This window comes from Arthrobacter sp. UYEF36, assembly GCF_040547025.1.
GTDB lineage: Bacteria > Actinomycetota > Actinomycetes > Actinomycetales > Micrococcaceae > Arthrobacter.
Genome location: NZ_JBEPOX010000002.1, coordinates 69,576 through 95,302, shown reverse-complemented (window position 1 = coordinate 95,302; position 25,727 = coordinate 69,576). Strand labels below are relative to the sequence as shown.

Genomic DNA, 25,727 nt, shown 5'->3' with positions numbered 1-25,727 from the left:
GGCTTTTCCAGCGGGCCCTTTGGCTCGCGGACACCCGGCGGATTCCAGCGGCAAGGACTGATGATGAAGAAAAAATCCACGCGGACGGCAGCCCACGGCAAGGCTCCGCACGGCACTGCCGGGCAGCCCTGGAGTGACCGTCCGTGGACCAGTTCCTATGGGCCAGGTGTTCCGGCGGACCTGGTGCTCCCCGAGGGGTCGCTCGTTGACCTCGTGGACGCTTCCGTGCGTCGCTACGGGTCGAAGACCGCCCTGGAATTCTTCGGCGCCCGCACCAGCTACCGCGAGCTCGGCACGCTGATCAGCCGGACCGCCGCCGGGCTGGCGAAACTCGGTGTCAAGGCCGGCGACCGGGTTGCCCTGGTGCTGCCGAACTGCCCCCAGCACATCGTTGCCTTCCATGCCGTGCTGCGCCTCGGCGCCGTCGTCGTCGAGCACAACCCCCTTTACACGGACCGGGAACTGCGCCACCAGTTCGAGGACCACGGGGCCACCGTCGCGATCGTCTGGGATAAGGCGGTGGAGCGGGTCCGCCAGCTGCCGGCCGACGTCGGTCTCCGCAACATCGTTTCGGTGGAACTGATCCCCGCGATGCCGCTGCTGCAGCGGCTGGCGCTGCGGCTGCCGGTTCCCGCGGCCCGCAAGGCCCGCGCTGCGCTCTCCGCCGGCTCCGACCAGCCGAGGAGCCGGACGACTCCCGCCCCGCGGCCCGTGCTGCCGTGGCGGAAGCTCCTCGACGCAGGAGAACTGACAAGGAAACATCCGCGCCCCGCGGCCCAGGACCTCGCCGTCCTCCAGTACACCTCCGGCACCACGGGACTGCCCAAAGCCGCCATGCTCAGCCATGCCAATCTGCAGGCCAACGCCGCGCAGGGCCGGGCCTGGGTGCCGGGCCTCAAAGACGGCCGGGAGACCGTGTACGCGGTGCTGCCGATGTTCCACGCCTACGGACTGACGCTTTGCATGACTTTCGCCCTGAGCATCGGCGCGAAGCTGGTCCTGTTCCCGAAGTTCGACGTCGACCTGGTGCTGAAGGCGCTCAAGAAGTCCCCGGCGACCTTCCTGCCGGCCGTGCCGCCGATCTACGACCGGATCGCCGCAGCAGCAGCGGAACGCGGCATCGGGCTGGAAAGCATCCGCTTCTCCATCTCCGGGGCCATGAACCTGCCGACGGCGACGGTGGAGACCTGGGAAAAAGCGACCGGCGGCTACCTGATCGAGGGCTACGGACTGACCGAGACGTCCCCGATCGCGATCGGCAACCCCTTCGGCCCCAGCCGCAAGCCGGGCACCGTCGGGGTACCGTTTCCGCTGACAGACATCCGGGTGGTGGATCCCCGCAACGTCGCGCTGGACCGCGCGCCGGGCGAGGAAGGGGAGCTCCTGATCCGCGGCCCCCAGGTGTTCTCCGGCTACTGGAACCGCCCGGAAGAGACCGAGGAAGCACTGCTCGACGGCGGCTGGTTCCGCACCGGCGACATCGTCTCCGTGGACAACGACTACTTCGTGACGATCCGGGACCGGATCAAGGAGCTGATCATCACGGGGGGCTTCAACGTCTCGCCCAGTGAAGTGGAGGACGTCATTGCCACGTTCCCCGGCGTTTCCGAAGTCTCCGTGGTCGGGTTGCCACGCCCCGGAGGTGGCGAGGACGTGGTCGCCACCGTGGTGCCGGTCCCCGGAACCACCATCGATCCTGACGCGCTCCTGGCGTTTGCCCGGGAGCACCTGACCGCCTACAAGGTGCCGCGCCGGGTGGTGGTGCTCGATTCCCTGCCCCGCTCGCTCATCGGCAAGGTCCTCCGCCGTGAAATCCGCGACACCCTCGTGTCAGGGCACTGAACCGAGGGACCGCGCTAGTGCCTGCCTGCCGGTCCGGGATTGAGCCGCGCGATTGCCGTCGACAAGACGGTGGCGAAACCGCACCACAGGGCGTAGGGGGCGAGGGACACACCGGCGCTGCGGTTCAAGCGGTGTGTCCGCCGCACCAGGTCGACGCTGCTCGCCGTCAGCACGGCGCACTCCGCCGCGGCCAGCCACGGCCGGCGGGCACGCCAGAAAAGCCAACTCCATGTCGCGTTGAGAACAAGGTTGACGGCCAGGGCTCCCCGGTAGGCGGCCAGCTCCTGCCCCCGGGTCTTACGGCCTGGGGTTTCCCCGGCAGCCTCGTTGTCCAAAGCAACGGCAGAACTCACGGCGAGGTCCGCGTACAGCGCCGTCCACACCACCGGAAAGGCGATGGCGGGCGGCTGCCAGTCCGGTTTGCGCAGCCGCCGGTACCAGCGGCTCTCCGGATCCGTTGCTAGTCCACCGGCCGCTGCCGTTGCGGCGGTCGCCGCCGCCGTCCACACCACTGTCATCAGTTTCATTACTGCTCCTTTGGTCCCTTCGTCGCCGCTGTGTCCGGTCGCAGGCGCTCGCCGATAAACTCGATGGTCCGTTCCAGTGCCGCCTTCGTCGGGTGCCCCGGGGTGTCCACCAGGTCGACGGTCAGGACGCAATGCGCGGACGGGGCGATGCCGAACGGATTTCCCGGCGACGAGTCGACCTCAATGCCTTCGAAGCCCTCACCGAATTCCCGCCTCAGGGTGGCGAAACGTTCCGCCGGACACGCCCGGTCGTTGCTGAACCGCAAACCAAGCAGCCGAAGGCCCTGGCTGGTCCGGGCCCTCACCTGCGCCAGGTCGCCGTCGTCCAGCCCGACGGCGGCACGCCTCCGCGCGGTCAGGCCCGCCGGCAGCGCGGGCTGGCTCATTACCGGCGCCAGGACTGCGGGTTCCAGCGCCATCGCAAGGGCGAAGCTCCCCGTCATGCACATGCCGATCGCCCCGACGCCGGGACCGCCGCACTCCCGGTGGGCCTTGGCGGCGAGGGCGCGCAGCCACCCCGCCGCCGGGCTGCTCCGGTTCGCCAGGACGGCGAATTCGCGGGAAATGCACACCTTCGCGATGGACTTCACGATTCCCTCGCCCGCTTTCCCGCCGGGCCGGCCGAACATGGACGGCAGGTAGACGGTATAGCCCCGGTCGATCAGGCGGCGCGCGAGCTCCAGCACCCCCGGGTGGATTCCGGGAACCTCGTGGACCAGGACCACGGCCGGGCCCGTGCCGGCCCGAAAGACCTGATGGTGGATACCGCCGTGGCTGAAGCCCGATTCGGTGAAGCCCTCCAGCATTTCCCGATGCTCCGGCGTTTCCCGTTGCTTCGGCATGGACGGTCCCCTCGGTTCCGGGCGGGCACTGCTGGAAGCACTACATCCACCCCGCGTACCGCATATGCTACGGAACTGCGGCGCCGACGTCGACGGCAGATCCCTTGCGGCGCTCCGAACCAGCTGATAGGCCTATAACAGGCCAAAAGGTAGGGTGCTTGGTAGTAGAGACCCACGGCCTGAACAGGTTGTGGTTGCAGAAGGGAAGTTCACGTGACCCGCAAGAATCCCCAGGTCGAGGAAAACGACGAAAAGGACCTCGTGGTCGGCGACGGTCCAAAGGACTGGGCCGCCGGCATCCCGGGGGTGCTGCACTCCATGAAGCCCGCGATCGAACACATGGGCCTGAACCGCACCCGCAAGACTGTGCTGGCGATGAACCAGAAGGACGGTTTTGACTGCCCCAGCTGCGCGTGGCCGGACCCGAACCACCGCAAGGCCTTTGAGTTTTGTGAGAACGGCGCGAAGGCTGTCACCTGGGAGGCGACGCCGGTGGTCATCGGCCGGGAGTTCTGGGCGGAACATTCCGTCAGTGAACTGCGGACGCATTCCGAGTACTGGCTGGGGATGCAGGGCCGGCTCACCGAGCCGGTCCACAAGCCGGCCGGAGAGGACCATTACAAGCCGGTGAGCTGGCCGGAGGCCATCCGAATCATCGCGGACAAGCTCAAGGGCCTGGACTCACCGGACGAAGCCGCCTTCTACACCAGCGGACGCACGTCCAACGAGGCCGCCTTCCTCTACCAGCTGATGGTCCGCGGCTACGGCACCAACAACCTGCCCGACTGCTCCAACATGTGCCACGAATCCTCGGGCTGGGCCATGGGCCAGACCATCGGCATCGGCAAAGCCACCGTCAGCTTTGATGATTTTGCCAAGGCGGACCTGATCATCGTCATGGGTCAGAACCCTGGCACCAACCACCCGCGCATGCTGACCGAGCTGGAAGCGTGCAAGGAAAACGGCGGCCATATCGTCGCCGTCAATCCCCTGCCGGAGGCCGGCCTGCGCCGGTACAAGAACCCCCAGAAGGTCAAGGGCATCATCGGCCGCGGAACGGAAATCGCGGACCAGTTCCTGCATATCCGCATCGGCGGCGACATGGCGCTGCTGCAGGCCATCTCCAAACGTGTCCTCGACGCGGAGGCCCTCAACCCGGGCACCGTCCTGGACCACGCGTTCCTCGCCGAACACTGCGAGGGGCTGGACGAACTCAAGGAACACCTCAGCCTGCTGGACGAAGAGGCGGTCCTGACCGCGACAGGCCTGCGCACCGAGGAAATCGATGAACTCGCGGCCCGCTATCTGAAGGCCGAGAAAGTCATCATCACCTGGGCCATGGGCATCACGCAGCAGAAGAAAGGCGTGGCCACGATCAAGGAGATCATCAACCTGCTCCTGCTGCGTGGCAACATTGGCAAACCCGGCGCCGGCGCCTCCCCTATCCGGGGCCACAGCAACGTCCAGGGCGACCGCACCATGGGCATCTGGGAGCAGATGCCGCAGTCCTTCATGGACTCCCTCGGCGACGAGTTCGGCTTCGAGCCGCCCCGCGAACACGGCGTGGACGCCGTGGAAACCATCAACAAGATGCGCGACGGCGGCATCAAGGCCTTCATCGCGCTCGGCGGCAACTTCGTCGGCGCCATTTCGGACACCAACGCCACCGAAGCGGCCATGCAGAACACCGAACTCTCCGTCCAGATTTCCACGAAACTCAACCGGTCCCACACCGTGACCGGCGCGGAAGCCCTGATCCTGCCCACGATGGGCCGGAGCGAGATCGATATCCAGGAGTCCGGCCCGCAGTTCGTCTCGGTAGAGGACACGGTCTGCGCCGTGCACCCCTCCTGGGGCAAGGTTGAACCCGTCTCGCACCATCTGCTCTCCGAGCCGGCGATCGTCAGCAGGCTCGGCAAAGCTCTGGTCGGGGACAGGGTCAAAGCCGACTGGGACGGTTTCGAGACAAACTACGACCTGATCCGGGACCACATCTCGCGGGTGGTCGGCGGCTGTGAGAACTACAACGAGCGGATCCGGCAGGAAGGCGGCTTCATCCTGGCGAACGGGCCACGGGATTCCCGCACCTTCCCCACCCCGACCGGCAAGGCGGTGCTGACAGTCAATGACTTGGAGCACGTAGAGAAGCCGGAAGGCACGCTGATCCTGCAGAGCATGCGCTCCCACGACCAGTTCAACACCACCATTTACGGCCACAACGACCGCTACCGGGGCATCAAGAAGGGCCGCCATGTGGTGTTCGTGAACCCGGAGGACATCGAAGAACTGGGCCTGGCAGACGGCATGTTCGTGGATATCCGCGGCGAGTACCAGGACGGCGTGGAGCGCATGGTCCGCAAGTTCCGGGTGGTCTCCTACCCGACCGCCCGCGGCTGCGCGGCGGCCTACTATCCGGAAGCCAACGTACTGGTGCCGCTGAACCACACGGCCGAAGGCAGCAACACCCCGGTATCCAAAGCCGTGATCGTCAGGCTCGAACCCAGCGAGGACCAGACCCCGGACGGCTCGACCACCGTGGCTTCCGGCGCGGCGGCCCAGCCGCGGTAGGGCGCCCCGCCCCGCGGGCGCACTCCACGGGACACCTCCGCGGGACATGCCCCACCCTGGCCGCGGCCACTGGACATCATGCCACCATGTCCATCCGCGGGTCCCAAGGGAGGGCATGTCCCCCGGGGCAGCCAAACCCTCCACGGACATGCCCCACCCCGGCCGCGGCCACTGGACATCATGCCAACATGTCCATCCGCGGGTCCCAAGGGAGGGCATGTCCCCCGGGGGTGCCCGCTACTGGGCGCGCTTGGCCCAGCCCTTTTCGTCGGGGCCACCGGACTCGCCGTGCTCGCACAATTCGAGTACCTTGTTGGACGCGGTTACCACGGCTTCGTGCGTGCTCTTCCGGCCGTCCGTGGAAGCGGTTCCCGCGGCATACCCCACGATGAACGCGCTAATGGCATCCGCATGCGGCCCGACAGCTTTCAGCGACTCGTCCGCGACCTGGACGATCTTTTCGTGGTCCACCTCCAGGTCAAGGATCTGCAGTGCCTGGATCAGGCGGGCGCTCCAGTGCCGCAGCGAGCTGTCTTCGTCCCGGGTCAAAGTCATTGTTTCTCCTCTTCGTAGCGGTGCATCTGTCGTTCGTCTTCCCCCACAAGGGGTAGCACCGACACCCGGGTTTCGCAACGCGACACAGGCAATCCCGGCCGGGGAATCCGGAGCCGCCTTAGCTCCACAGGGCGACGTGGAACTTCGACCCCCGGCGTTCGAGTCCCCGCGAGCCGCCCGGGGCAACCATGGCGGCGGTCGCATCGGCGGTGCCGGCGAAATGCTGCAGCGCCTGCGCCATGGTCGTGGTCCGGCGGTGGTCCAGGGTGCTCGCCCACCACAATCCGGTGACCGGTGTCCCGACGACGGGCAAGCGGACGAGTGCCCCGCTGTGGAGCTCGGTGCGGACAATGTGGCCGAGCGCCAGCATGATGCCCTCCCCCGCCCTGACCGCCGCCAGGGCCTCCGTCTCGCTGCTGAGCCGGATGACCTCCGGCGCCACCCCCATCGACGCCAGCCACCGGCCCTCTTCCGAACCGGTCTGGATCCCCACCGGTCCGGCAAACCACGGCCGGTCCAGCAGCGTGGCCACGGCCATCGGCCCGTGCAGCCGGGCCAGCGGATGCCCCGCCCCTGCAACCAGGGCACGCTGGTAGCGCAGGAACGGAACGCACTCCAATCCCAGTTCGGTGACGGCGCTACCCGCCGGAGCCGTCGGCCGGGCACCCAGGGCGATGTCATACGCGCGTTCCTGCAGGAGCGAGGCGAGGTCGGCAGCGGACTCCACGACCACGTCCACCGCAGCGCCCGGGACACGCTTGGTGAAGACGTCCAGCAGCCGGCCGGCGGCGTGTTCGGCGAAAGGCGCGGTCGAGGCGATCTTCAGCCGCCCGGCGTCGTTCTTGGCATTGGCGACCTGCCAGCGGGCCTGGTCCGCCAGCCCGACGATGTCCTGGGCATAATCGGCCAGCGCACGGCCGCCCGGAGTCAACGCGATGCCGCCCCCGGCGCGGACAAAGAGCGGGTCGCCGAGGTCCAGACGGAGCGCCGCCAGGGCAGCGGAAACCGCCGGTTCGCTGACGCCGAGGCTCTCCGCTGCAGCGTGCAGCGATCCCAGACGGGCAACCAGGGCGAACGTGCGGAGCTGGCTTAGTGTCATGGCCACGGCGTCATAACCTTTCGCTTAAGACGATATTGACACTCCGTATCAGGCGGGGCAAGACTTGCCTCAAACCGGTGCTGCGCGACGTTGCCAGCGCCCTGGAGTGAGGTAGGGACTATGCAGATTCCGGCTCCTTTCGACTACGTGCGGGCCACCTCCGTGGCCAACGCCCTGGAACTCCTCGCCCGCCACGGCGCGGAATCACGGGTCGTCGCCGGGGGCCACAGCCTCCTGCCGATGATGAAGCTCCGGCTCTCCCGGCCCGAGTGGCTGATCGACATCAACGACCTCTACGAGCTCGACTTCATCCTGCGCGACGGCGGCAAACTCCGCATCGGCGCCCTGACGCGCCACACGACGCTCCTGGAGTCGGACGAAATCGCGGCGCTCTTCCCCATCGTCCGCGACGCCGAAGCCGTGATCGCCGATCCCATCGTGCGGAACCGGGGCACCATCGGCGGCTCACTCTGCCAGGCCGACCCGGCCGAGGACCTGTCCACGGTCTGCGATGTGCTGGGTGCCGAAGCCGTGATCCGGGGACCGGCCGGCGAGCGCATCCTGGCCATGACCGACTTCCACCGCGGACCCTATGAGACGGCGGTCAGCCAGGACGAGCTGCTGTGCGAGGTCCGCATCCCCATCCGGCCCCGTTCGGGCAGCGCCTACGAAAAGGTTGAACGCCGCGTGGGCGACTGGGCAGTCGGCGCCGCCGGCGCGTCCGTCACACTTGCGGCCGACGGCACCATCGCCGACGCCGCCGTCGGACTCACAGCCCTCGGACTCGACCACACCGTCGCCGGCATCGGCGAACTGCTCCGCGGCCAGCAGCCCCGGGAAGAACTGTTCGTGGAGGCCGGACGGCTCGCCGCCGCGGCCTCCGACCCCGTGGCCGACCAGCGCGGCCCGATTGACTACAAACGGCATCTCGCCGACGAACTCACCCGGCGGGTACTGCGGCAGGCCTGTGCCCGCGCCGCCCAGACACAGGAAGGCTGAATCGGATGCAGATCAGCATGACCGTCAACGGCAACGAAGTCACGTCCGACATTGAGCCCCGCGTGCTCCTGGTCCACTACATCCGCGAAGTCCTGGGCCTGACCGGGACCCACTGGGGATGCGACACGAGCAACTGCGGGACCTGCGTTGTCCTGATGGACGGCCAGCCGGTGAAGTCGTGCACCGTCCTTGCGGCGATGGCCGCCGGACACGACATCCGCACGGTCGAGGGCCTCGCCACCGGGGCTACCCTTGACCCGGTCCAGCAGGGCTTTATGGAGGAACACGGGCTGCAGTGCGGCTTCTGCACCCCGGGCATGATGCTGACCGCCCGTGCCCTGCTGGACAAGAACCCGCACCCGGACACCACCGAGATCCGTCAGGCCATTTCCGGACAGATCTGCCGGTGCACCGGCTACGCCACGATCGTCCGGTCCGTGCAGTGGGCCGCCGCCCACCCGGCGGGCGGCGACACCGACGCCACCGTGGACGAGGTCATCGACGGCACGGACACCGTCATCGAGGACATCCCGGCGGAAACAGCGGAAACACAAGAGGCAGAGGTGAAGGCATGACCGTCATCCATGACCGGCCGTCCAACCCGGCGGCCGGCGACGAGGACCGCCCGATCGGCTACGGCCGGATCCAGCGGAAGGAGGATCCGCGCTTTGTCCGCGGCAAAGGCAACTACCTGGACGACATTGTCCTGCCCGGCATGCTGCACGGAGCCATCCTGCGCTCCCCGGTGGCACACGCCCGGCTGGTCTCCATCGACACCACCAACGCCCTCGCCCACCCCAAGGTCCTCGCCGTCATCACCGGAAAGGACCTGCTCGGCCTCAAGCTCGCCTGGGCCCCCACCCTCTCCGCGGATGTCCAGGCGGTCCTCGTGACGGACAAGGTCCGCTTCCAGGGCCAGGAGGTCGCGTTCGTGGTGGCCGAGGACCGCTACGCCGCCCGCGACGCACTGGAACTGATCGACGTCGAATACGACGTCCTGCCCCCGGTCATCGACGCCCGGAAGGCCCTCGACGCCGATGCCCCTGTAATCCGCGACGAGATCGAGGGCAAGACGGACAACCACATCTTCGACTGGGAGATGGGTGACAAGGCCGAAACCGAGGCTGTCTTCGCGAGCGCCGACGTCGTCGTCTCCCAGGAGATGGTCTACCCGCGTGTGCACCCGGCCCCGATGGAGACGTGCGGCGCGATCGCCGACTTCGACGCCGTCGACGGCAAACTGACCCTCTACGAAACGACCCAGGCGCCGCACGCGCACCGCACCCTGTTCGCGATCGTCGCCGGGATCCCCGAGCACAAGATCCGCGTAGTGTCCCCGGACATCGGCGGCGGCTTCGGCAACAAGGTCGGCATCTACCCCGGCTACATCCTCGCCGTGGTCGGCTCGATCGTCACCGGCCGGCCGGTGAAGTGGGTGGAGGACCGCTCGGAGAACCTGATGTCCACCTCCTTCGCCCGCGACTACATCATGCAGGGCGAGATCGCGGCCACCAAGGACGGCAAGATCCTCGGGCTGCGCACCAATGTCCTGGCCGACCACGGCGCGTTCAACGCCACCGCCCAGCCGACCAAATTCCCCGCCGGCTTCTTCTCCATCTTCACCGGCAGCTATGACCTGAAGGCCGCCTACTGCAGTGTCACGGGCGTCTACACGAACAAGGCACCGGGCGGCGTCGCCTATGCCTGCTCCTTCCGGGTCACCGAGGCCGTGTACCTCGTCGAGCGGATGGTGGACATCCTGGCCCGCAAGCTGGAGATGGACCCGGCGGAACTGCGGCTGAAGAACTTCATCAAACCCGAACAGTTCCCCTACACGAACAAAACCGGCTGGGTCTACGACTCCGGCAACTACGAACCTGCCATGCGGCTGTCCATGCAGCTGGCCGGCTACGACGAACTCCGCCGCGAGCAGCGGGAGAAGCGGGAACGCGGCGAATTGATGGGGATCGGCGTCTCCTTTTTTACCGAAACGGTGGGCGCCGGACCGCGCAAACACTTCGACATTGTGGGCCTCGGCATGGCCGACGGCGCGGAGCTGCGGGTCCATCCCACCGGCAAGGCCGTCGTCCGGCTCTCGGTGCAAAGCCAGGGCCAGGGCCACGAGACCACTTTCGCGCAGATCGTCGCCGAGGAACTCGGCATCCCGCCGGAGGACATCGACGTCGTCCATGGCGACACCGACCAGACACCGTTCGGCCTCGGCACCTACGGGAGCCGGTCGACGCCGGTGAGCGGCGGCGCCGTCGCACTCGTCGCCCGGAAGGTGCGGGAGAAGGCGAAGCTGATCGCCGCGGCCATGCTGGAAACCCGGCCGGAAGACCTCGAGTGGGAGAAGGGCCGCTGGTTCGTCAAGGGCGACCCCGGTGCCGGGAAGACCATCTCCGAGATCGCCATGGCTGCCCACGGCACCATGACCCTTCCCGAGGGGATCGACGGCAACCTCGACGCCGAGGTCACCTATGATCCGCCGAACCTGACCTTCCCCTTCGGTGCCTACATCTGCGTGGTCGACATCGATCCGGGCACCGGGCACGTCAAGGTGCGCCGCTTCATCGCGGTGGACGACTGCGGCACCCGGATCAACCCGATGATCATTGAAGGCCAGGTGCACGGCGGACTGACCGACGGCGTCGGCATGGCCCTGATGGAGATCATCGAGTTCGACGCCGACGGCAACTGCCTGGGCGGGTCCTTTATGGACTACCTGATCCCCACCGCGATGGAAGTGCCGGACTGGGAGACCGGCTTCACCGTCACCCCATCCCCGCACCACCCCATCGGCGCGAAAGGCATCGGCGAGTCCGCCACGGTCGGGTCACCCCCGGCGGTCGTAAACGCCGTCGTTGACGCGCTGGCGCCCTACGGGGTGGTTCACATGGACATGCCGTGCACCCCGGCCCGGGTCTGGGCCGCCATGCAGGGCCGGGCAAGGCCGCCGATCTAAGATGAGCCCGACTGCAGATTCCCTCCCGGCCCGGGCGAACGACCTTGCCTCCCGCCGTGAGCCGTTCGTGCACGCCACTGTGGTCCGCGCCCAGCATCCCACCAGCGCCCACGCCGGCGACACCGCGCTGGTGCTGCCCAGCGGCGAGATCCAGGGTTTCGTTGGCGGAAACTGCGTCGAGTCCTCGGTGCGGGAGTACAGCCTGCAGGTCCTGGCATCGCAGGAACCCCTCCTGCTGCGTGTGGTCCCCGGCGAACCGTCCCGCACTGCCGGGGAGGGCGCGGTTGAGGTCTCCAACCCGTGCCTGAGCGGCGGGGCGATCGAGATCTTCCTCCAGCCGCGCATCCCCGCACCCCGGGTCGTTGTGATCGGCACGACGCCCGTGGCCCAGGCCCTGGCGACCCTCGGCGCCGGCGTGGGACTGGCCGTGGAACTCACCGACGGGGAATCCGCGGCTCCGCGGGCCGACGACGCGGCGCTGATTGTGGCCTCGCACGGCAAAGCGGAGGAAGTCGCGCTCGAGGCCGCCCTGCGCGCCGGGGTGCCCTATGTTGCGCTCGTGGCCAGCGGGACGCGGGGCGCCGCGGTACTGGAATCCCTCGACGTCGACCAGGCGCAGCGCACACGCGTCTTTACCCCCGCCGGGCTGCAGCTCGGCGCCCGCACCCCCGGCGAGATCGCGCTCTCGATCCTGGCGCAGCTCATCCAGGAGCGGGCCAAATCCCGGCACGCCACCCCGGTGACGGCCGCGGAGGCGGCGGCGGATGCCCCGGCGACGGCAATCGACCCCGTGTGCGGCATGACCGTCGCCGCCGCGGACTCCTCCCTGCAATTCGAGCACAACGGAGTCACCGTGTACTTCTGCTCGCCCGGCTGCCGTGCGGCCTTCCGCAAAGATCCGGAGCGCTATGCCCTCACCCTCTGAACGCCCAGCCACCATGCACCGGACGGCGGGGGTGATCCTGGCGGCCGGGGCGTCGCGGCGTCTTGGCCGGCCCAAGCAGCTGCTCCCCTACGGCCACGGCGTCCTCCTCGACGCCGTGCTGGCCACCGCCCGGGACTGCGGCTTCGACCAGACCGTGCTGGCCCTGGGCGGCGCAGCCGGGGAGGTGCAGCGCGCGGTGGACACCACCGGCTGCGAGATCGTTCTCAACCCGGACTTCGGCGAGGGCTGTTCCTCCTCGATCGCCGCCGGCATTACCGCGCTCCACCCGGACACGGTCGCCGCGGTTCTCCTGCTCGGGGACCAGCCGGGCGTGCGGGCCGTCACCGTACGGGCACTGCTGGAACGCCTGTTCAGCGGCGGGGAACGCACCGGCCGGGGCGCTCCCGGCATCGCCGTCTGCCGTTACGACGACGGCGTCGGCCACCCCTTGGCGTTCACCCGGCGGATGCTCCCGGAACTGGGCTCCCTGCACGGCGACAAGGCCGTCTGGAAGCTGCTGGAGCAGCGGGCAGGCGACGTCGTCGAACTCCCCGTTCCGGGACCCATCCCGCTGGACGTTGACACGGAAGAGGACTACCGGCGGGTCCTGGCCGGTCTGGAAGGCGCACTATGAACACCGCGGCGCGCACCGGCGCGGAGGAGGATGTCCAGCGCAGGGTTCCCGACGTCGCATCCCTGATGTCGGCGCTGGACAGCAACGACTACCTGGCCGACGTCGGGCTGGCCACGGCGCTGTTCCTGGCCGTGCGGCTGCCGCAGCCCATCCTGCTGGAGGGCGAGGCGGGCGTCGGCAAGACCGAGGCGGCGAAGGCCCTGGCCGAACTGCTGGACACACCGCTGTACCGGCTGCAGTGCTACGAGGGAATCGACGCCGGCGAGGCCCTCTACGAGTGGAACCACCAGCGTCAGCTGCTCGGAATCCGGCTCGCGGAAGTCCGGGACGCCTCCGTTACCGAAACGGACCTCTTCGGCCCGGAGTACCTGCTGCGCCGGCCGCTGCTGCAGGCGATCGAACACCCCGGCCCGCGCCCCGCGGTCCTCCTGCTGGATGAGATCGACCGGGCCGACGCCGAGTTCGAGGCGTTCACCTTCGAACTCCTCGCCGAAGCCGCGGTCACCATCCCGGAGCTTGGCACCATCCGGGCCACCCACCCCCCGATCGTGATCCTGACGTCCAACCGGACGCGGGACCTGCACGACGCCCTGACCCGGCGCTGCCTCTACCACTGGATCGACTACCCCGGGCCGGAGCGGATCGCGGAAATCGTGCGCCGCCGTGTGCCCGCCAGCAGCGGCCCGCTGGCACTTCAGGCGGCTGCGGTGATCACCAAGCTGCGCACCCTGGACCTCGCCAAACCGCCGGGGATCTCCGAGGCCATCGACTGGGTGTCCGCCCTGGCCGTGCTGGGCATCGAGCACATCGACGCCACGACGGCGGACCGGACTCTCGGCGCGATCGTCAAGAACCGCGATGACCTGGAGCTGGTCGGAGCCCGCGGGGCCGACTGGCTCGTCGCCGGCACGGGCGGGTGAGCCCGGTGATGGCCCGGACCAGGCAGGACACGGCCGCCGCACCCCCCACGGTGGAGGCCGCCACCCTGTCCGCAGCGTTCGTTACCGCCCTGCGCCGGGCCGGGCTCTCATGCTCACCCGACCGGGCCGTCCGGCTGGCCGAGGCGCTCCGCCTGATCCCGCCCACCGACGTCGAGCGGCTCTACTGGGCGTCCAGGGTGGTGCTGGTGTCCGCCCACGGACAGCTGCCGGTGTTCGACGCCGTTTTCTCCGCGGTCTTCCGCGGCGGCTTCGTACCGTCCGCACACCGCACCAGCGCCGCGCGCCCGTCACCGCCGGGCAGCCCCGAGCAGGCACACGCCCGGCCCTCCCCGGCCGGGGACCGCACCCCCGGACAGGCGCCGGCTTCACAGCAGACGGCGCCGGCGGTTGCCTGCGCGGGTCCGGACGCCAACGGTGACCCGAACGCCCCGGAACGGGAAGCCGTGCTGGCCATGGCCTCCACCGAGGAACGACTGCACGGGATGTCCTTCGCGCAGCTCACCGAGGCGGAAGTCCTGGAAATTAGGCGGCTGGCGTCCCGGCTGCTGCTCGCCACCCCCACGCGCCTGAGCCGGCGCACCCGCAAGTCCAGCCACAGCAGCGCCCGGCTGGACGTCCGCGCGACGGTCCGCGCGGCCCGTCGCTCGGGCACCGGCACCACGCGGCTGTTGTATGCCCGGCGCCGGGAGCAGCGCCGCAAGCTGGTGATGCTGTGCGACGTCTCCGGCTCCATGGAACCCTATGCGCGGATCTTCGTCTCGCTCCTGCAGGGCGCCGTGGCAACGGCCGGCGCCGAGGCCTTCGTGTTTTCCACCCGGCTGACGCGCCTGACCCGGCAACTGGGGCTGCGCGATCCGGACACGGCCCTGGCCCGTGCCGCCGAGGCCGCCCCGGACTGGGCCGGCGGCACCCGGATCGCCGACAGCATCCGGCACTTCGTCGACGAACACGGCCGCCGGGGCCTGGCCCGTGGCGCGGTGGTGGTGATCTTCTCAGACGGCTGGGCGCAGGAGGACCCCGCACAGGTGGCAGCCCAGATGGCGCGCCTGCGGCGCCTGGCGCACCGGATCATCTGGGTCAATCCGCGCAAGGCCGCCCCGCACTACCAGCCGCTGGTGGGCGGCATGGCAGCGGCCCTGCCGTACTGCGACGCCTTCGTCAGCGGACACAGCTACACGGCGTTGGCAGAGGTGGCGGCCGCAATCCGCGGCGACGGCCAGTCATCACTCAAGGGAAGAGGGAACTAATGCAGATCAACAGCACTTTCTCGGTCGTCGCACCGATCGACACCGTCTGGGACACCATCATGGACTTCGAACGGGTGGCCGGCTGCGTTCCCGGCGCCAAGATCCTGAACAAGCTTTCGGACGATGCCTACCAGGTGGGCATGACCGTGAAGCTGGGCCCGGTGAACATGCAGTACAAAGGTCTGCTCATCGTCATCGAGCGCAACACCGACGAACACCGCGCCGTGCTCGGCGGCAAAGCCCAGGAAACCCGCGGCCAGGGCACCGCGGAGGCCACCGTGACCCTGCTTTTGACCGAGGAGGCCGGCGGCACCACGCGGGGCACCGTCAACGCCGATCTCTCCCTTTCCGGCAAGGCCGCTGCGATGGGCAAGGGCGTGATCGGCAGTGTCACCGAACAGATGATGGCCCTGTTCGCCAGCAACCTGCAGGCCATGATCACCGCCCCCGGCGCGCCCGGAACCGCGCCGGCGGAAGAAGTTCCCGGCCCCGTCCCAGCGACGGAGGCTGCCGCAGCGAAGGTCGCCGCAACGACCGCCCCGGCACCGGCGCCGGAACTCCCCGGCGTCCCGGCGAGCGCTGTTCCCGCGGCCGCCCCGAAGGTTTCCGCCCCCGCCGCGGTGTCCGCCCCGGCCGGGAGCCTGGACGCCCTCAGCCTCGCGAAGGGAATCGCGGCGGAGCAGCTGTCCAACCCCGGCAAGGTCCTGGCACTCGTGGTGGTGGTGGCGTGCGTCTCCTACTGGGCGGGCCGGCGATCCGCCTTCCGGCTGATCCGGGCGATCGGAAGGCTGAAGACCGATCGTGCGTGATGTCCTGGCAGCCATGATGCCGGGCTGGCAGAAGGGTGACACCGCCGGCCTGGCCACCGTGGTCAGCACCTTCAAATCAGCCCCGCGGCTCCCTGGCGCGTCCATGCTCGTCACCGCCGGCGGCGAAGCGGTCGGCTCGGTATCCGGCGGCTGCGTCGAGGGCGCCGTGTACGAGCTGGCCACGCAGGTCAAGGACGATGGCGCCCCCGTACTGGTGCGCTACGGGATCAGCGACGACGACGCGTTCGCCGTCGGCCTGACCTGCGGCGGAATCATCGACATCTTCGTCGAGCCGGTATCCCGGCACAGCTTCCCGGAACTCGACGCCGTCCGGCAGGACATCGCCGGGCAGCGGCGCGTAGGGGTCGCCACGGTGATCGAGCACCCGGACAGCGGCTGGCTGGGCCGGCACCTGGTTGTGCGGCCGGACGGCTTCGACGGTGACCTCGGTTCCGTGCGCGCCAACCATGCCGTGGGCGACGACACGCAGGGCTTACTCGCCGCCGGCCGGTCCGGCATCCTGAGCTACGGCCCCGACGGGGAGCGGCTGGACAGCGGCATGCGGATCTTCTTCGCGAGCTACGCCCCGCCGCCACGGATGCTGGTCTTCGGCGCCATCGACTTCGCCTCGGCGCTGGCCCGGCTGGGCACCTTCCTGGGCTACCGCGTCACGGTGTGTGATGCCCGGGCTGTTTTCGCCACCCCGGCGCGCTTCCCGGACGCGGCGGAGGTCGTCAACGCCTGGCCGCACCGCTACTTCGCCGAGCAGCTGGAAAAGGGCCTGGTGGATGAACGCACCGTACTCTGCGTCCTCACGCACGATCCCAAGTTCGATATCCCGCTGCTGGACGTTGCCCTGCGCGGCCCGCCGATCGCCTTCATCGGTGCCATGGGTTCGCGCCGGACCCACGCGGACCGGATCGCCAGGCTGCGGGAGGCGGGCCTGGGCGAGGACGAGCTGGCGCGGCTGCACAGCCCGGTGGGCCTTGACCTGGGTGCCCGGACCCCGGAGGAGACCGCGGTGTCCATCGCCGCGGAGTTCATTGCCAAGCAGTGGAGCGGCAGCGGGGAGCCACTCCGGCAACTCGACGAGCGGATCCACCACGACGACCCGCATTGACCGGTCACCGTGATCGAAAACGATGTCCTGCGCTGGGGGCTGATGGCACTGCTGCTGGCAGCGTCCCTGTACGCAGCGTTCAGAGCAGGACGGCAGTCCCCGCCGGCCACCCGGGCCGGCTATGGACTCCATGCCGCGATGATGATCGCCATGATGCCGATGCTCGTGCCCGGGCTCCGGTGGCCCGCACTCCCCCAGATCGTGTTCTTCGGCTTCGCCGCATGGTGGTTCATCCTCCGCGCCGTCGCCCGCCGGCCGGTGCAGGTCGCCGGGCTGCAGGTTCCCGCCGCCGGGCCGGGGCACGGCCGCGGCGCGCTGCTCTCAGCCGGCCCGCCCTCGTTCTGGCGCGTGCCTTCGGGCTCGCCGCAGCCGTGTGGGGGCTGCTCCTGTTCCGGCGGCTCCGCGGGCCCGGCCGTCCCCGCAGCGGCGACGCGTTTCTGGAACTCGTGGGCGCGGCGTCGATGGCCGTCATGTTCGCGGCGCTCGCGGTCTGACGGATGAGGACTTAAACCGCGGAACGTGACGCTCCGGGACGTGTCGGGCGTGAGGCGACCTGGCCGCCGTCGGGCGTAAGCTCATCCCATGGCGAGATACTTCGATGTTCACCCCGAAAACCCCCAGGCCCGCTCCATCAGCCAGGCCGTGGAAATCGTCCGTTCGGGCGGGCTCATCGCCTATCCCACCGACTCCTGCTACGCGCTCGGCGCGCAGCTGGGGAACAAGGAGGCGCTGGACCGGATCAGGACCATCCGCCACCTCGATGCCAAGCACCACTTCACCCTGGTCTGCAAGGACTTTGCCCAGCTGGGCCAGTTCGTGCAGATCGACAACGATGTGTTCCGCAGCATCAAGGCCGTCACTCCCGGGAGCTACACCTTCATCCTGCCTGCCACGAAAGAGGTTCCCAAGCGGCTGCTGCACCCGAAGAAGAAGACGGTCGGCGTGCGTATCCCGGACAACCCGGTGGTCCAGGCGTTGCTGGCGGAACTGGGCGAACCGCTGCTCTCCAGCACGCTGTTGCTCCCGGACGAGGAAGAGCCGCTGACCCAGGGCTGGGAGATCAAGGAACGGCTGGAACACGTCGTGGACGCCGTGATTGATTCCGGCGACTGCGGCGCGGAGCCGACGACGGTGATCGACTACTCCAGCGGCGTGGCCGAAATCGTCCGGCGCGGCATGGGCGACCCGTCCCGCTTCGAGTAGGCGCCCTGCCGGCCCTACGCGGTCTCGGCTGACGTTGCGACGCCGGACGCCCGGTTCCGCAGCCAGCGCCGCGACAGGTCCACCACCGCGATGAGTCCCGCGAGCGGCGTGAGCACAGCTGCGGCGTAGACAAACAGCAGCCAGCTGAGCGTGGTCAGCAGCGTCTGGTGGTTGCTCAGCAGCGACAGCCCGCCGAAGAGCCCTATGGCCCAAAACAGGACCACTCCGGCCAGCACCGCCGCCGAGGGAAAGTACTCGTTCGTGGCGGCGCTTTTCACAGTGCTCTGCAAAATTGTCAAGGTTTTCATGGACCCTCCTCATACCGGGCGGTGGGGGAAAGTCCGCCGGGGTCATTCCAAGTATGGGGCCCGCCGCGCCCGGATTTTCGTCGAAAACCCGGCACGTGACGAAGCTAACTTAGCGGCGCGTCCGGGTACGAAATCGCGCTGCTTATCAGGATCGGGGACGAAGGCCCTGGCGACGTCGGGAAGCGTCCGTCCGGGAAGGGACCCCGCGAACTGTCGCACGGCGGTCGAGGCACTGGAACGGTAGGTGATGTACTTCGGACCGGCGGGCTATCGTGGTGCCATGCCCAGCCAATTAGCTGTAATTGCCATCGACGCGATCCGGCCACAGGTGGTGGCCGACTTCTGGTGCGCCGTCCTCGGCCGGCATGTTGTCGAAGAGGATAGCGACATCATCAGCATCGCGCCGCAGGATAAGGCCCGCCCTTCCATTGACGTGGTCGCGGTGCCCGAGGGCAAGGCCGTCAAGAACCGGCTGCATTTCGACCTCCGGGCTGACGGCGTATCCACTGCCGAGGAGCTCGAGCGCCTGCTCGCGCTCGGCGCGCAGCGCAAAGACGTGGGCCAGGGCCCGGACGCCAGTTGGGTGGTACTGGCTGATCCCGAGGGCAACGAGTTCTGTCTGTTGTCCCGATCCGTCCAGGACGTCGAACATCAGGAATGAGGCTCGGCACGGAACGGCACCAGCGGTTGCCGTGGGAAATTCCGTGCGCAATGACGGGGGTTGGTGGCGTGAGGAACCGCCCTATCGCGCACCCGTGTTCGTTCTCACCCATCATCAACGCGAGCCCCTGGAAATGCAGGGCCGCACAACGTTCAGGCGGTGCGTCCTGCATCCTAGGCAATGGGGCAAAGTCTATCGGTAACTTGCGGAGTAGCTTTTGAACAAATAGCTCCAATGACCCGCTCGGTAGCCTAGGGACCAATGAACCCTTTTGGACTGTCGGACCATCAGCTCGCAGCCTTCGCCGGCCCGGTACTGGAATATCTTCCTGCCGAGTACGACGCCGAAAGCGCAGCGCAGGCCGAGATCGACGACGTCGGGTCCCTCGCCGCTCTTGCGTCACCGGACGTCGTGGCGGCCAGAATCGCCCGGCTGGGTCCCGTCATCAGCGCCGGGGACATGGCCGAGCGGCTGCTTGAAGCCAGCGCCGAGCGCACCGTCATTTCGGGCCTCAGATACCTCAACCTCGATCCGGCCTTCCCCTTCGTGGCAGTCAAAACTACTGCCCGGGTGAACGACGCCGAGGCTGTCGATTCACTGGCCGCCCGGGTAGCCGGCGCCTACCGCGACGTTGGAGTGCGTGGCTTCACGTTCTGGGAGCAACCAGGCCTCCATCAATCCTCTACGGAAAACTGGGCAACAGTCATGGCCGGGTCAGTTCGCCTGGCAGCCAGAGCTGACGAGCGGGACCTGACCGGGGCTCTGACGATCTCCTGGCCTGAAGCGGCAACTGACGTGTTGGCCGATTACCAGTCCGAACATCAGGCGTGGCGTGCGGTTGCCCCAGAGCTTGCCTCCTTTGTTTCAGAGTCCGACCAGGAAGGGCTCCAGGAAGCCGCAGACCAGGGCCTGTTGATGGCCCTGCGGGACGATCACGGCTTTGCCGGACTGGCGGCTGCCACAATCTCGCCACTCTTCGGCAGACGTGGGGTCTGCATGCTGGAAATGTTCCTAACGGAACGTTGGCGTGGCAAAGGCTTGGCTCCGGCGGTAGAGTCCTCGTTCCTGGCCGGTCAACGCTCGGGGGCGGATACAGTCTGGGGCCAGATCCACGCAGGAAACCTGCCCTCGTTGCGCACGGCTCTGAAGCTGCGCCGGCGGCCGGTCCAGCAGGAGTACTTCGTCAGCCTGACCACGTACTGAAGGTACCGGTCCCGCGGCTTGGGATAGTCGCAATTGACCAAAGAATATCGGTAACTCGCGGAGTAGCCCCTCTACCCTCAGCCGGCTTCGAGGACGAAGAAGATGAAGGACAGGAACGCTGTTCTTTCGCCGTTGAGGATGCGCGGCGGAAGGAGTTCGTGCGGTGTCTCTGGAGCTGGCCCCGGTTCACTCACGGTGGCTACGCGGTATCCGGCCGACGTGAAGGCGTTGATCATCGCGTGAAGTGGTCGGTGCCAGAAGGTCAGGACCGCAGGCTCCCCATCGAACTCGTAATCCTCCGAATACTGCCGGATGGCGAAGTAGTCCTCGGTTGGATGGTTGATCACGCTGACCGTGGGGTGGTTGACCGACAGGATCAGGCGACCGCCCGGCGTCAGCACGCGCCGCAGTTCGGCAAGTGGTGCTGACCAGTCCTCCAGATAGTGCAGGACCAAGGACGAGACAACGTCGTCGAAAGAGTCATCGGCGAAAGGGAGCGGTTTGCTGAGGTCGGCCACGTACAGGTCCGCGGTAGCGCCCAATCGCTGTCTTGCCAGTTCGAGCATCGCAGGACTGGAATCGAGGCCGGTCATGATCGCGCCTTTCGCGCTCAGTGCCGCGGACAACGGCCCGGAGCCGCACCCAGCGTCGAGGACACGGTGACCGGTCACGTCGCCGGCAAGTTCAATCATCGCCGGCCGTTCGTAGTAGGCGTTGAGGAGGCTGGACTCGTTCTCAGCCGAGTAATTCTCGGCGAAATCGTCGTAGTGGTTGGCCTTCACTGCTCTTCCCTTCAGGCGAATTCTCACGGGCGGGACAATAGGGTTGACCTTAGCAAGCGAGATTCGTCGACTGTCCCTTCCCTTTACGGAACAGCCCTTACTGTCGTTGATACCTTCGCCAGGGGTGGTTGTGATCCGTCGCTTCCTGCCCCAAATCGTGACAGGGCGCGGCACGTGTGCGCCCCCTCTGCCTGGCAACGCGGCAACTCCGTATTATCGCGCGGAGGCCGTCGGCGTCCTGTCACCCCTGCGGAGCCAATTCCTGCAACGCTGCACTAGGCTCCGGTTATGCCTCTCATAAATCGCTGGCTTCATACTGCGAACGGACAGGTGTCTCACAGCTGGTCTATGGCCGTGCCTGCGGACCAGATCTGGTGGGGTCTCACCGACCCTGAGGCGTTGCCGCGCTGGCTTGGGAAACTGACTTCTGGGAAATTCGTTGTCGGCAATTCCGTAACCATTCAACATGCCGAGGGCTATTTCTGCACCAGCCGTATTCAGGAATGTGAACCGGAACGGATTCTTAGCATGACATGGTCGTTCCCAGACGAACCACCCTCGCATGTGAAGATTGTGCTCACTCCAGCCGGCGCGTCGACACACTTGGCGTTGCAGCACGACGGGCTCGGAATCGAGGCTGTCGACTACCTGCCTGGTTGGCACACACACCTTCTTTACCTTGAAGCGCTGCTCCTGGGTCAGCCCCGCTCCATGGCCGACTTTTGGTCCACATATGACGGACTCACCGACTCCTAAGTTTTAGCCAGGCGTGGATGAAACCTGATGCAGGTGACCCCTATGGTTGTGTGAACTTGACTGGGGCCCACCAGGACGGCCCCGAGCGGTGACTACCTGCTGGCTTGCAGCAGTGTTGGTTCTCGTAGGCGGTCGTTTTCCGTACAAGGTATTTCACCCGTGCCGCCCACGAGCAGCGGCCGGGGTCCAGGAAGTACGACGCATGCCGGTCGAGGATATGAGGGTGCGTTCGGCATGACCTGAAGACGCGTCCGAGGTGCGTCGGCTTTCGCCACGGAAACGGCGCTGTGCTCTAGGCGCCTGGCTAAATGGAGCGACCCCGGAGGCACCGATGACATACAAGTGGGCGAAGTCTGCTCAATGTCAGCACCCGGGGCTACACTGGATAGATCGAACATATATTCGAATAAGGGTGTGTTGTGGGCGTAATCATCGGGCCCCGCGTGATAGACGCGGGCACTTCTCTTTTGTCGGTCCTGATCTCGCCGGTGCAGGTCGCCGCCGGCTACCCCTCTCCGGCCCAGGACTACTTTGACGGCCGCATCGACCTCAACGAACATCTCATCAAAGACATCACCAGCACGTACGTCGTCCGGGTGTCCGGCGACTCCATGGAGGGCGCGGGGATCAGCGACGGCGACGAACTGATCGTCAACCGGGCACTCGAGCCGCGCGACGGCTGCGTCGTCATCGCAGTCCTCGATGGGGAACTCACGGTCAAGCGGCTGCGCCTGACGGCTTCGGGCGTGGTGCTTCAGGCAGACAACCCCCGCTACCCGGACATCAGAGTCCCGGGCCTGTCGGACTTGGTTATTTGGGGTGTCGCGACCCGCTGCCTGCACCATGTCTAGGGCCGTACCCGGGCGTGGCAGCATCGCCCTGGTTGACGTGAACAGCTTCTATGCCAGCGCCGAACGCGCCTTCGACCCCTCCCTGGAGGGCCGTCCGCTGGTGGTCCTCTCCAACAACGACGGCTGCGCCGTCACCCGCTCCCCCGAGGCCAAGGCACTCGGGATCCCCCTGGGCGAGCCCTGGTTCAAGCTCGCACCGCGGGCCAAGGAATGGGGGCTCGTGGCACGATCCAGCAACTACGAGCTCTACGGGGACATCAGCGCCAGGGTGATGGAACTCCTCGGCCGCTACTCGGCCTGGCTGGAGGTCTACAGCATCGACGAGGCATTTCTGGGCGTCAGCGGCACCCCGGAGGAGCTTCAGCGGCTGGGGCACACCATGAAGACGGCGGTGCGCCGGAACGTCGGTGTTCCCGTCTGCGTGGGCATCGCCGGCACCAAGACGCTGGCGAAGCTGGCCAACAAGTGGGCCAAACACAACCCGGCATTCGACGGCGTCTGCCACTGGGATGCCGTGCCCGCTGGCCATCGGGAGAAGCTCATGGCGGGCCTGTCCGTGGTCGAACTCTGGGGAGTCGCGACGCGGCTGACCAAACGGCTCAATGCCCTGGGCATCCATTCGATCCTGGACCTCGCGCGGGCGGACCCGGTCAGGATCAGGGACCGCTTCTCCGTAGTGCTGATGCGGACCGTGCTGGAACTCCAGGGAACTCCGTGCATCCCCCTCGAGCAAGAGCGGATCGGCCGCGACCAGCTGATCTTCAGCCGTTCCTTCTCAACCCCGATCACCACCAGCGCCGGTCTTCGCCAGGTCCTCGGCGTGTATGCCCAGCAGGCCAGTGCCCGGCTGGCGAGGCACGGGCTGCAGGCAAAGGTGCTGACGGCCTTCGCCGCCACGTCCTATTACAGCCTGCAGCCCAGTTCGCATCCCTCGGTGTGCGTCTCTCTGCCCATGCCCACCGCTGACCCGGTCCTCCTGGCGAGGGCGGCGTATGCCCTGCTTCCCCGGATCGAGAACGGCATCAGGTACGTCCGCGCCGGGATCATGGTCACCGATCTGCGCCCCACCGGCAACCAGGCACCGCTGGAGATCTTCGAGAACCCGCACGAGGAACGCGGCATCGGCTCGCTGCTGGAGGAGGTCAGCCGGCGGTACGGACGCGGCTCCATCGGGCTGGGCCGAGCCGGAATCCGGGGCGGGCCGGACTGGAGCATGAAACGCGACATGTTGTCCCCGCGGTACACGACCCACTGGGCCGAACTCCCGGTCGTCAAAGCGGGGTGACTGCCCGGGTTGGCCGCGTGCAGCAGGGCACCGGGTGTCGTCAGACGGCGGCGGCCAGCGCCTGTTGCAGGAAGGAGTCGAGCACCCGGCCGGCATTCTCCTGCATGCGCCGGGATTCCTCTGCGGCAGGCTGCGTGCATTTAGGGCCGTGAAGCCGTTCACCCAAATAGAGCAGGGCCGCCAGGACTTCCGAGAGCTCGGTGTTTCCCTCGGCGCGCTGCCGCAACAATCTCAGGTGGGCAGCCCGCAGCGCCGGTCCCGGCGTGCAGCCCAGGTCGCGGTCGAACAGCCGGCGGCAGCGTTCATAGGCGTTCAGCCCCTCCACAGGCAGTCCCGCCTGCTCGTATCCCGCGACAAGGATGGTCCAGGCCCGTTCATTAAGCGGCTCACACCGGATGGCAGTCTGTGCCAGCGAGACGGCGAGCTCGGGTTTGTCGAGGAACGCTGCGGTCTCTGCCGCGAGAATCTGGGCGGCGACTTTCTCGGCAGCGTGGCGGGTCCGCGCCTCCTCTGCCCAGTCGGCCACGAGTTCAAAGCCCAGCAGCGGCTCTGCCGCCAACTCCAGGGCCTGCATCGAGAGCACATGCGCCTCAGCCGGCGGGGACTGCCGGGCCGCGCGGACAAGCTCGTGAAACGCAGACAGGTCGAGTTCCACCAGCTGTGGGTCAAGCACGTAGCCGCCGTTCGCGGTGCGAAGCGGACCCGATTTGGTGTTGCCTGGCTGGATCGCCCGGCGAATGCCACTGACGTAGCTCTCCAGGGTGGCGACCGCGCCGTCGCTGGCCTGGGGTCCCCACAGTAGCTCCACGAGGCGCGCCTTGGAGACCGGTGTCCCCAGATTCAGCAAAAGAATCTCCAGAATGTGTCGCGGCTTGCAGCCTCCCATGTCCGCAGCTCTGAGTACCGCGCCATCTCGCCGGACCTCGAATGTTCCGAATAGTCGAACCGAAATTGCCGGCGAGGAGCCGCTCAACTTGTCCACCATGATCTCCGTTTTCCCCAGGCATCATATATTCGTATTACGGAGAGCCAGAAGGAATTATTGGAACGACGTGCTGAGACTCACTTCCTTCGACTTTCTACGAAAACCGTGACACGCAAAAGGGGGCGCAACAAGGAATGTAGCTACCCGATCCTTTGCCGCCCGGAAAGTCGGGTACACCGCAGAACGCCACCGAGTATCCAACGAACACAATGCGAGTACTTAGTGCATGGGGCAGGTATTCGCACTCCCGGGCATCGGCACGGCGTCGAGTAGGCGCCCCAGTGGGCTTGGCCGGGACGGGAAACCCCCCGTTACGTCGAGTCGTCGCAGGCCAGAGGGCCCCTCCAGGATCAGCGTGCGGCAGTTCAGATGCACCCGTCCCCGGGTCGCCCGCACCCTCCCGGGGGGCCTCGAGGGTTGAACGGAACGGGATCGGCACCCTGGCGCACCTCACAGGATGTGAATGAAAATTCCCGGATTACCTTTTGTACCGGTGATTGTCGGCAGAGCTGAAATGCCGCATCATTCCCGCCCTAACGCTGGAATGTAAATTTCCGCGCTCATCCGCATTCCCCGGGGTCCCGCGATGCCAACACCCGCGGCCCGCCCAACAGTAAAAA

The 25,727-nt window shown here is 67.4% G+C and carries 25 protein-coding genes and 1 pseudogene; 19 read left to right on the top strand and 7 right to left on the bottom strand.

All coding sequences use genetic code 11. From position 1 onward, the window contains the following. The first annotated feature begins 60 nt into the window (after positions 1-60). Complete coding sequence (locus ABIB29_RS04505) at positions 61-1,842, top strand: long-chain-fatty-acid--CoA ligase (protein ID WP_354170474.1); 1,782 nt, start codon at positions 61-63, stop codon at positions 1,840-1,842. A gap of 14 nt (positions 1,843-1,856) precedes the next feature. Here the strand turns inward: ABIB29_RS04505 and ABIB29_RS04500 are convergent, their stop codons facing one another. Next, complete coding sequence (locus ABIB29_RS04500) at positions 1,857-2,369, bottom strand: TspO/MBR family protein (protein WP_354170473.1); 513 nt, start codon at positions 2,367-2,369, stop codon at positions 1,857-1,859. Further along, positions 2,369-3,211 carry a dienelactone hydrolase family protein gene (locus ABIB29_RS04495; protein WP_354170471.1) on the bottom strand — a complete coding sequence of 281 codons (843 nt, stop codon included), beginning with the start codon at positions 3,209-3,211 and terminating at the stop codon, positions 2,369-2,371. Before ABIB29_RS04495 ends, ABIB29_RS04500 begins: the two co-directional genes overlap by 1 nt. Positions 3,212-3,424: 213 nt before the next feature. Here ABIB29_RS04495 and ABIB29_RS04490 point away from each other — a divergent pair, with 213 nt between their 5' ends. Next, the gene (locus ABIB29_RS04490; RefSeq protein ID WP_354170469.1) at positions 3,425-5,779 is read left to right on the top strand and encodes an FdhF/YdeP family oxidoreductase; all 2,355 of its coding nucleotides are present in this window, start codon (positions 3,425-3,427) and stop codon (positions 5,777-5,779) included. 237 nt (positions 5,780-6,016) lie between these two features. Here the strand turns inward: ABIB29_RS04490 and ABIB29_RS04485 are convergent, their stop codons facing one another. Together ABIB29_RS04485 and ABIB29_RS04480 are read right to left on the bottom strand one after the other, a co-directional pair. Continuing rightward, entirely contained in the window at positions 6,017-6,334 is a 318-nt protein-coding gene (locus tag ABIB29_RS04485) for a DUF6457 domain-containing protein (RefSeq protein ID WP_354170467.1), read from the bottom strand. 118 nt (positions 6,335-6,452) lie between these two features. After that, on the bottom strand, positions 6,453-7,433 hold the full coding sequence (locus ABIB29_RS04480) for a LysR family transcriptional regulator (protein WP_354171065.1): 981 nt from the start codon (positions 7,431-7,433) through the stop codon (positions 6,453-6,455). 120 nt (positions 7,434-7,553) lie between these two features. On the opposite strand from ABIB29_RS04480, the gene ABIB29_RS04475 reads away from it, so the two are divergent. The 11 genes from ABIB29_RS04475 to ABIB29_RS04425 all read left to right on the top strand — a co-directional run bounded on the left by ABIB29_RS04475 (position 7,554) and on the right by ABIB29_RS04425 (position 18,276). Next, entirely contained in the window at positions 7,554-8,432 is an 879-nt protein-coding gene (locus ABIB29_RS04475; RefSeq protein WP_354170466.1) for an FAD binding domain-containing protein, read from the top strand. Positions 8,433-8,437: 5 nt separating this feature from the next. Next, positions 8,438-9,007, top strand: coding sequence for a (2Fe-2S)-binding protein (locus tag ABIB29_RS04470; RefSeq protein WP_354170464.1), 570 nt, complete (start codon positions 8,438-8,440; stop codon positions 9,005-9,007). After that, positions 9,004-11,397 carry an aerobic carbon-monoxide dehydrogenase large subunit gene (locus ABIB29_RS04465; protein ID WP_354170461.1) on the top strand — a complete coding sequence of 798 codons (2,394 nt, stop codon included), beginning with the start codon at positions 9,004-9,006 and terminating at the stop codon, positions 11,395-11,397. The genes ABIB29_RS04470 and ABIB29_RS04465 overlap by 4 nt, the downstream gene beginning before the upstream one ends. Before the next feature lies 1 nt (position 11,398). Beyond that, on the top strand, positions 11,399-12,322 hold the full coding sequence (locus ABIB29_RS04460; protein WP_354170459.1) for an XdhC family protein: 924 nt from the start codon (positions 11,399-11,401) through the stop codon (positions 12,320-12,322). Next, a complete protein-coding gene (locus tag ABIB29_RS04455; RefSeq protein WP_354170457.1) occupies positions 12,306-12,956 on the top strand; it encodes a nucleotidyltransferase family protein in 651 nt (216 codons plus the stop codon). The genes ABIB29_RS04460 and ABIB29_RS04455 overlap by 17 nt, the downstream gene beginning before the upstream one ends. Continuing rightward, positions 12,953-13,876, top strand: a complete 924-nt coding sequence (locus tag ABIB29_RS04450; protein ID WP_354170456.1) for an AAA family ATPase — start codon at positions 12,953-12,955, stop codon at positions 13,874-13,876. The genes ABIB29_RS04455 and ABIB29_RS04450 overlap by 4 nt, the downstream gene beginning before the upstream one ends. A gap of 8 nt (positions 13,877-13,884) precedes the next feature. Next, on the top strand, positions 13,885-15,144 hold the full coding sequence (locus ABIB29_RS04445) for a vWA domain-containing protein (protein WP_354170454.1): 1,260 nt from the start codon (positions 13,885-13,887) through the stop codon (positions 15,142-15,144). Continuing rightward, the gene (locus tag ABIB29_RS04440; RefSeq protein WP_354170452.1) at positions 15,144-15,953 is read left to right on the top strand and encodes an SRPBCC family protein; all 810 of its coding nucleotides are present in this window, start codon (positions 15,144-15,146) and stop codon (positions 15,951-15,953) included. Before ABIB29_RS04445 ends, ABIB29_RS04440 begins: the two co-directional genes overlap by 1 nt. Continuing rightward, positions 15,946-17,073, top strand: a complete 1,128-nt coding sequence (locus ABIB29_RS04435) for an XdhC family protein (RefSeq protein ID WP_354170450.1) — start codon at positions 15,946-15,948, stop codon at positions 17,071-17,073. Before ABIB29_RS04440 ends, ABIB29_RS04435 begins: the two co-directional genes overlap by 8 nt. Before the next feature lie 9 nt (positions 17,074-17,082). After that, on the top strand, positions 17,083-17,574 hold the full coding sequence (locus tag ABIB29_RS04430) for a hypothetical protein (protein WP_354170448.1): 492 nt from the start codon (positions 17,083-17,085) through the stop codon (positions 17,572-17,574). Positions 17,575-17,655: 81 nt separating this feature from the next. Further along, a complete protein-coding gene (locus ABIB29_RS04425) occupies positions 17,656-18,276 on the top strand; it encodes an L-threonylcarbamoyladenylate synthase (RefSeq protein WP_354170446.1) in 621 nt (206 codons plus the stop codon). A gap of 14 nt (positions 18,277-18,290) precedes the next feature. On the opposite strand, the gene ABIB29_RS04420 is transcribed toward ABIB29_RS04425, so the two are convergent. Next, entirely contained in the window at positions 18,291-18,584 is a 294-nt protein-coding gene (locus tag ABIB29_RS04420; RefSeq protein ID WP_354170444.1) for a hypothetical protein, read from the bottom strand. 247 nt (positions 18,585-18,831) lie between these two features. Here ABIB29_RS04420 and ABIB29_RS04415 point away from each other — a divergent pair, with 247 nt between their 5' ends. The 3 genes and pseudogenes from ABIB29_RS04415 to ABIB29_RS04405 all read left to right on the top strand — a co-directional run bounded on the left by ABIB29_RS04415 (position 18,832) and on the right by ABIB29_RS04405 (position 20,448). Further along, complete coding sequence (locus ABIB29_RS04415; protein WP_354171063.1) at positions 18,832-19,245, top strand: VOC family protein; 414 nt, start codon at positions 18,832-18,834, stop codon at positions 19,243-19,245. 58 nt (positions 19,246-19,303) lie between these two features. Beyond that, positions 19,304-19,399, top strand: a pseudogene (locus ABIB29_RS04410) (dihydrofolate reductase family protein); the annotation flags it as partial. Between the two features lie 107 nt (positions 19,400-19,506). Continuing rightward, a complete protein-coding gene (locus ABIB29_RS04405; protein ID WP_354170442.1) occupies positions 19,507-20,448 on the top strand; it encodes a hypothetical protein in 942 nt (313 codons plus the stop codon). A gap of 77 nt (positions 20,449-20,525) precedes the next feature. On the opposite strand, the gene ABIB29_RS04400 is transcribed toward ABIB29_RS04405, so the two are convergent. After that, a complete protein-coding gene (locus ABIB29_RS04400; protein ID WP_354171061.1) occupies positions 20,526-21,230 on the bottom strand; it encodes a class I SAM-dependent methyltransferase in 705 nt (234 codons plus the stop codon). Between the two features lie 354 nt (positions 21,231-21,584). Between ABIB29_RS04400 and ABIB29_RS04395 the strand changes: the two genes are divergently transcribed. The 3 genes from ABIB29_RS04395 (at position 21,585) to ABIB29_RS04385 (ending at position 24,122) form a co-directional block, all read left to right on the top strand. After that, positions 21,585-21,986: an SRPBCC domain-containing protein gene (locus ABIB29_RS04395; protein WP_354170440.1), complete on the top strand. Its 402-nt coding sequence runs from the start codon at positions 21,585-21,587 to the stop codon at positions 21,984-21,986. Between the two features lie 419 nt (positions 21,987-22,405). Next, positions 22,406-22,837, top strand: a complete 432-nt coding sequence (locus ABIB29_RS04390; protein ID WP_354170438.1) for a LexA family protein — start codon at positions 22,406-22,408, stop codon at positions 22,835-22,837. Continuing rightward, positions 22,830-24,122 (top strand): Y-family DNA polymerase, encoded by a 1,293-nt coding sequence (locus tag ABIB29_RS04385; RefSeq protein WP_354170436.1) that lies wholly within the window; start codon positions 22,830-22,832, stop codon positions 24,120-24,122. The genes ABIB29_RS04390 and ABIB29_RS04385 overlap by 8 nt, the downstream gene beginning before the upstream one ends. A gap of 40 nt (positions 24,123-24,162) precedes the next feature. On the opposite strand, the gene ABIB29_RS04380 is transcribed toward ABIB29_RS04385, so the two are convergent. Next, a complete protein-coding gene (locus ABIB29_RS04380) occupies positions 24,163-25,008 on the bottom strand; it encodes an AfsR/SARP family transcriptional regulator (protein ID WP_354170435.1) in 846 nt (281 codons plus the stop codon). Between the last annotated feature and the right edge of the window lie 719 nt (positions 25,009-25,727).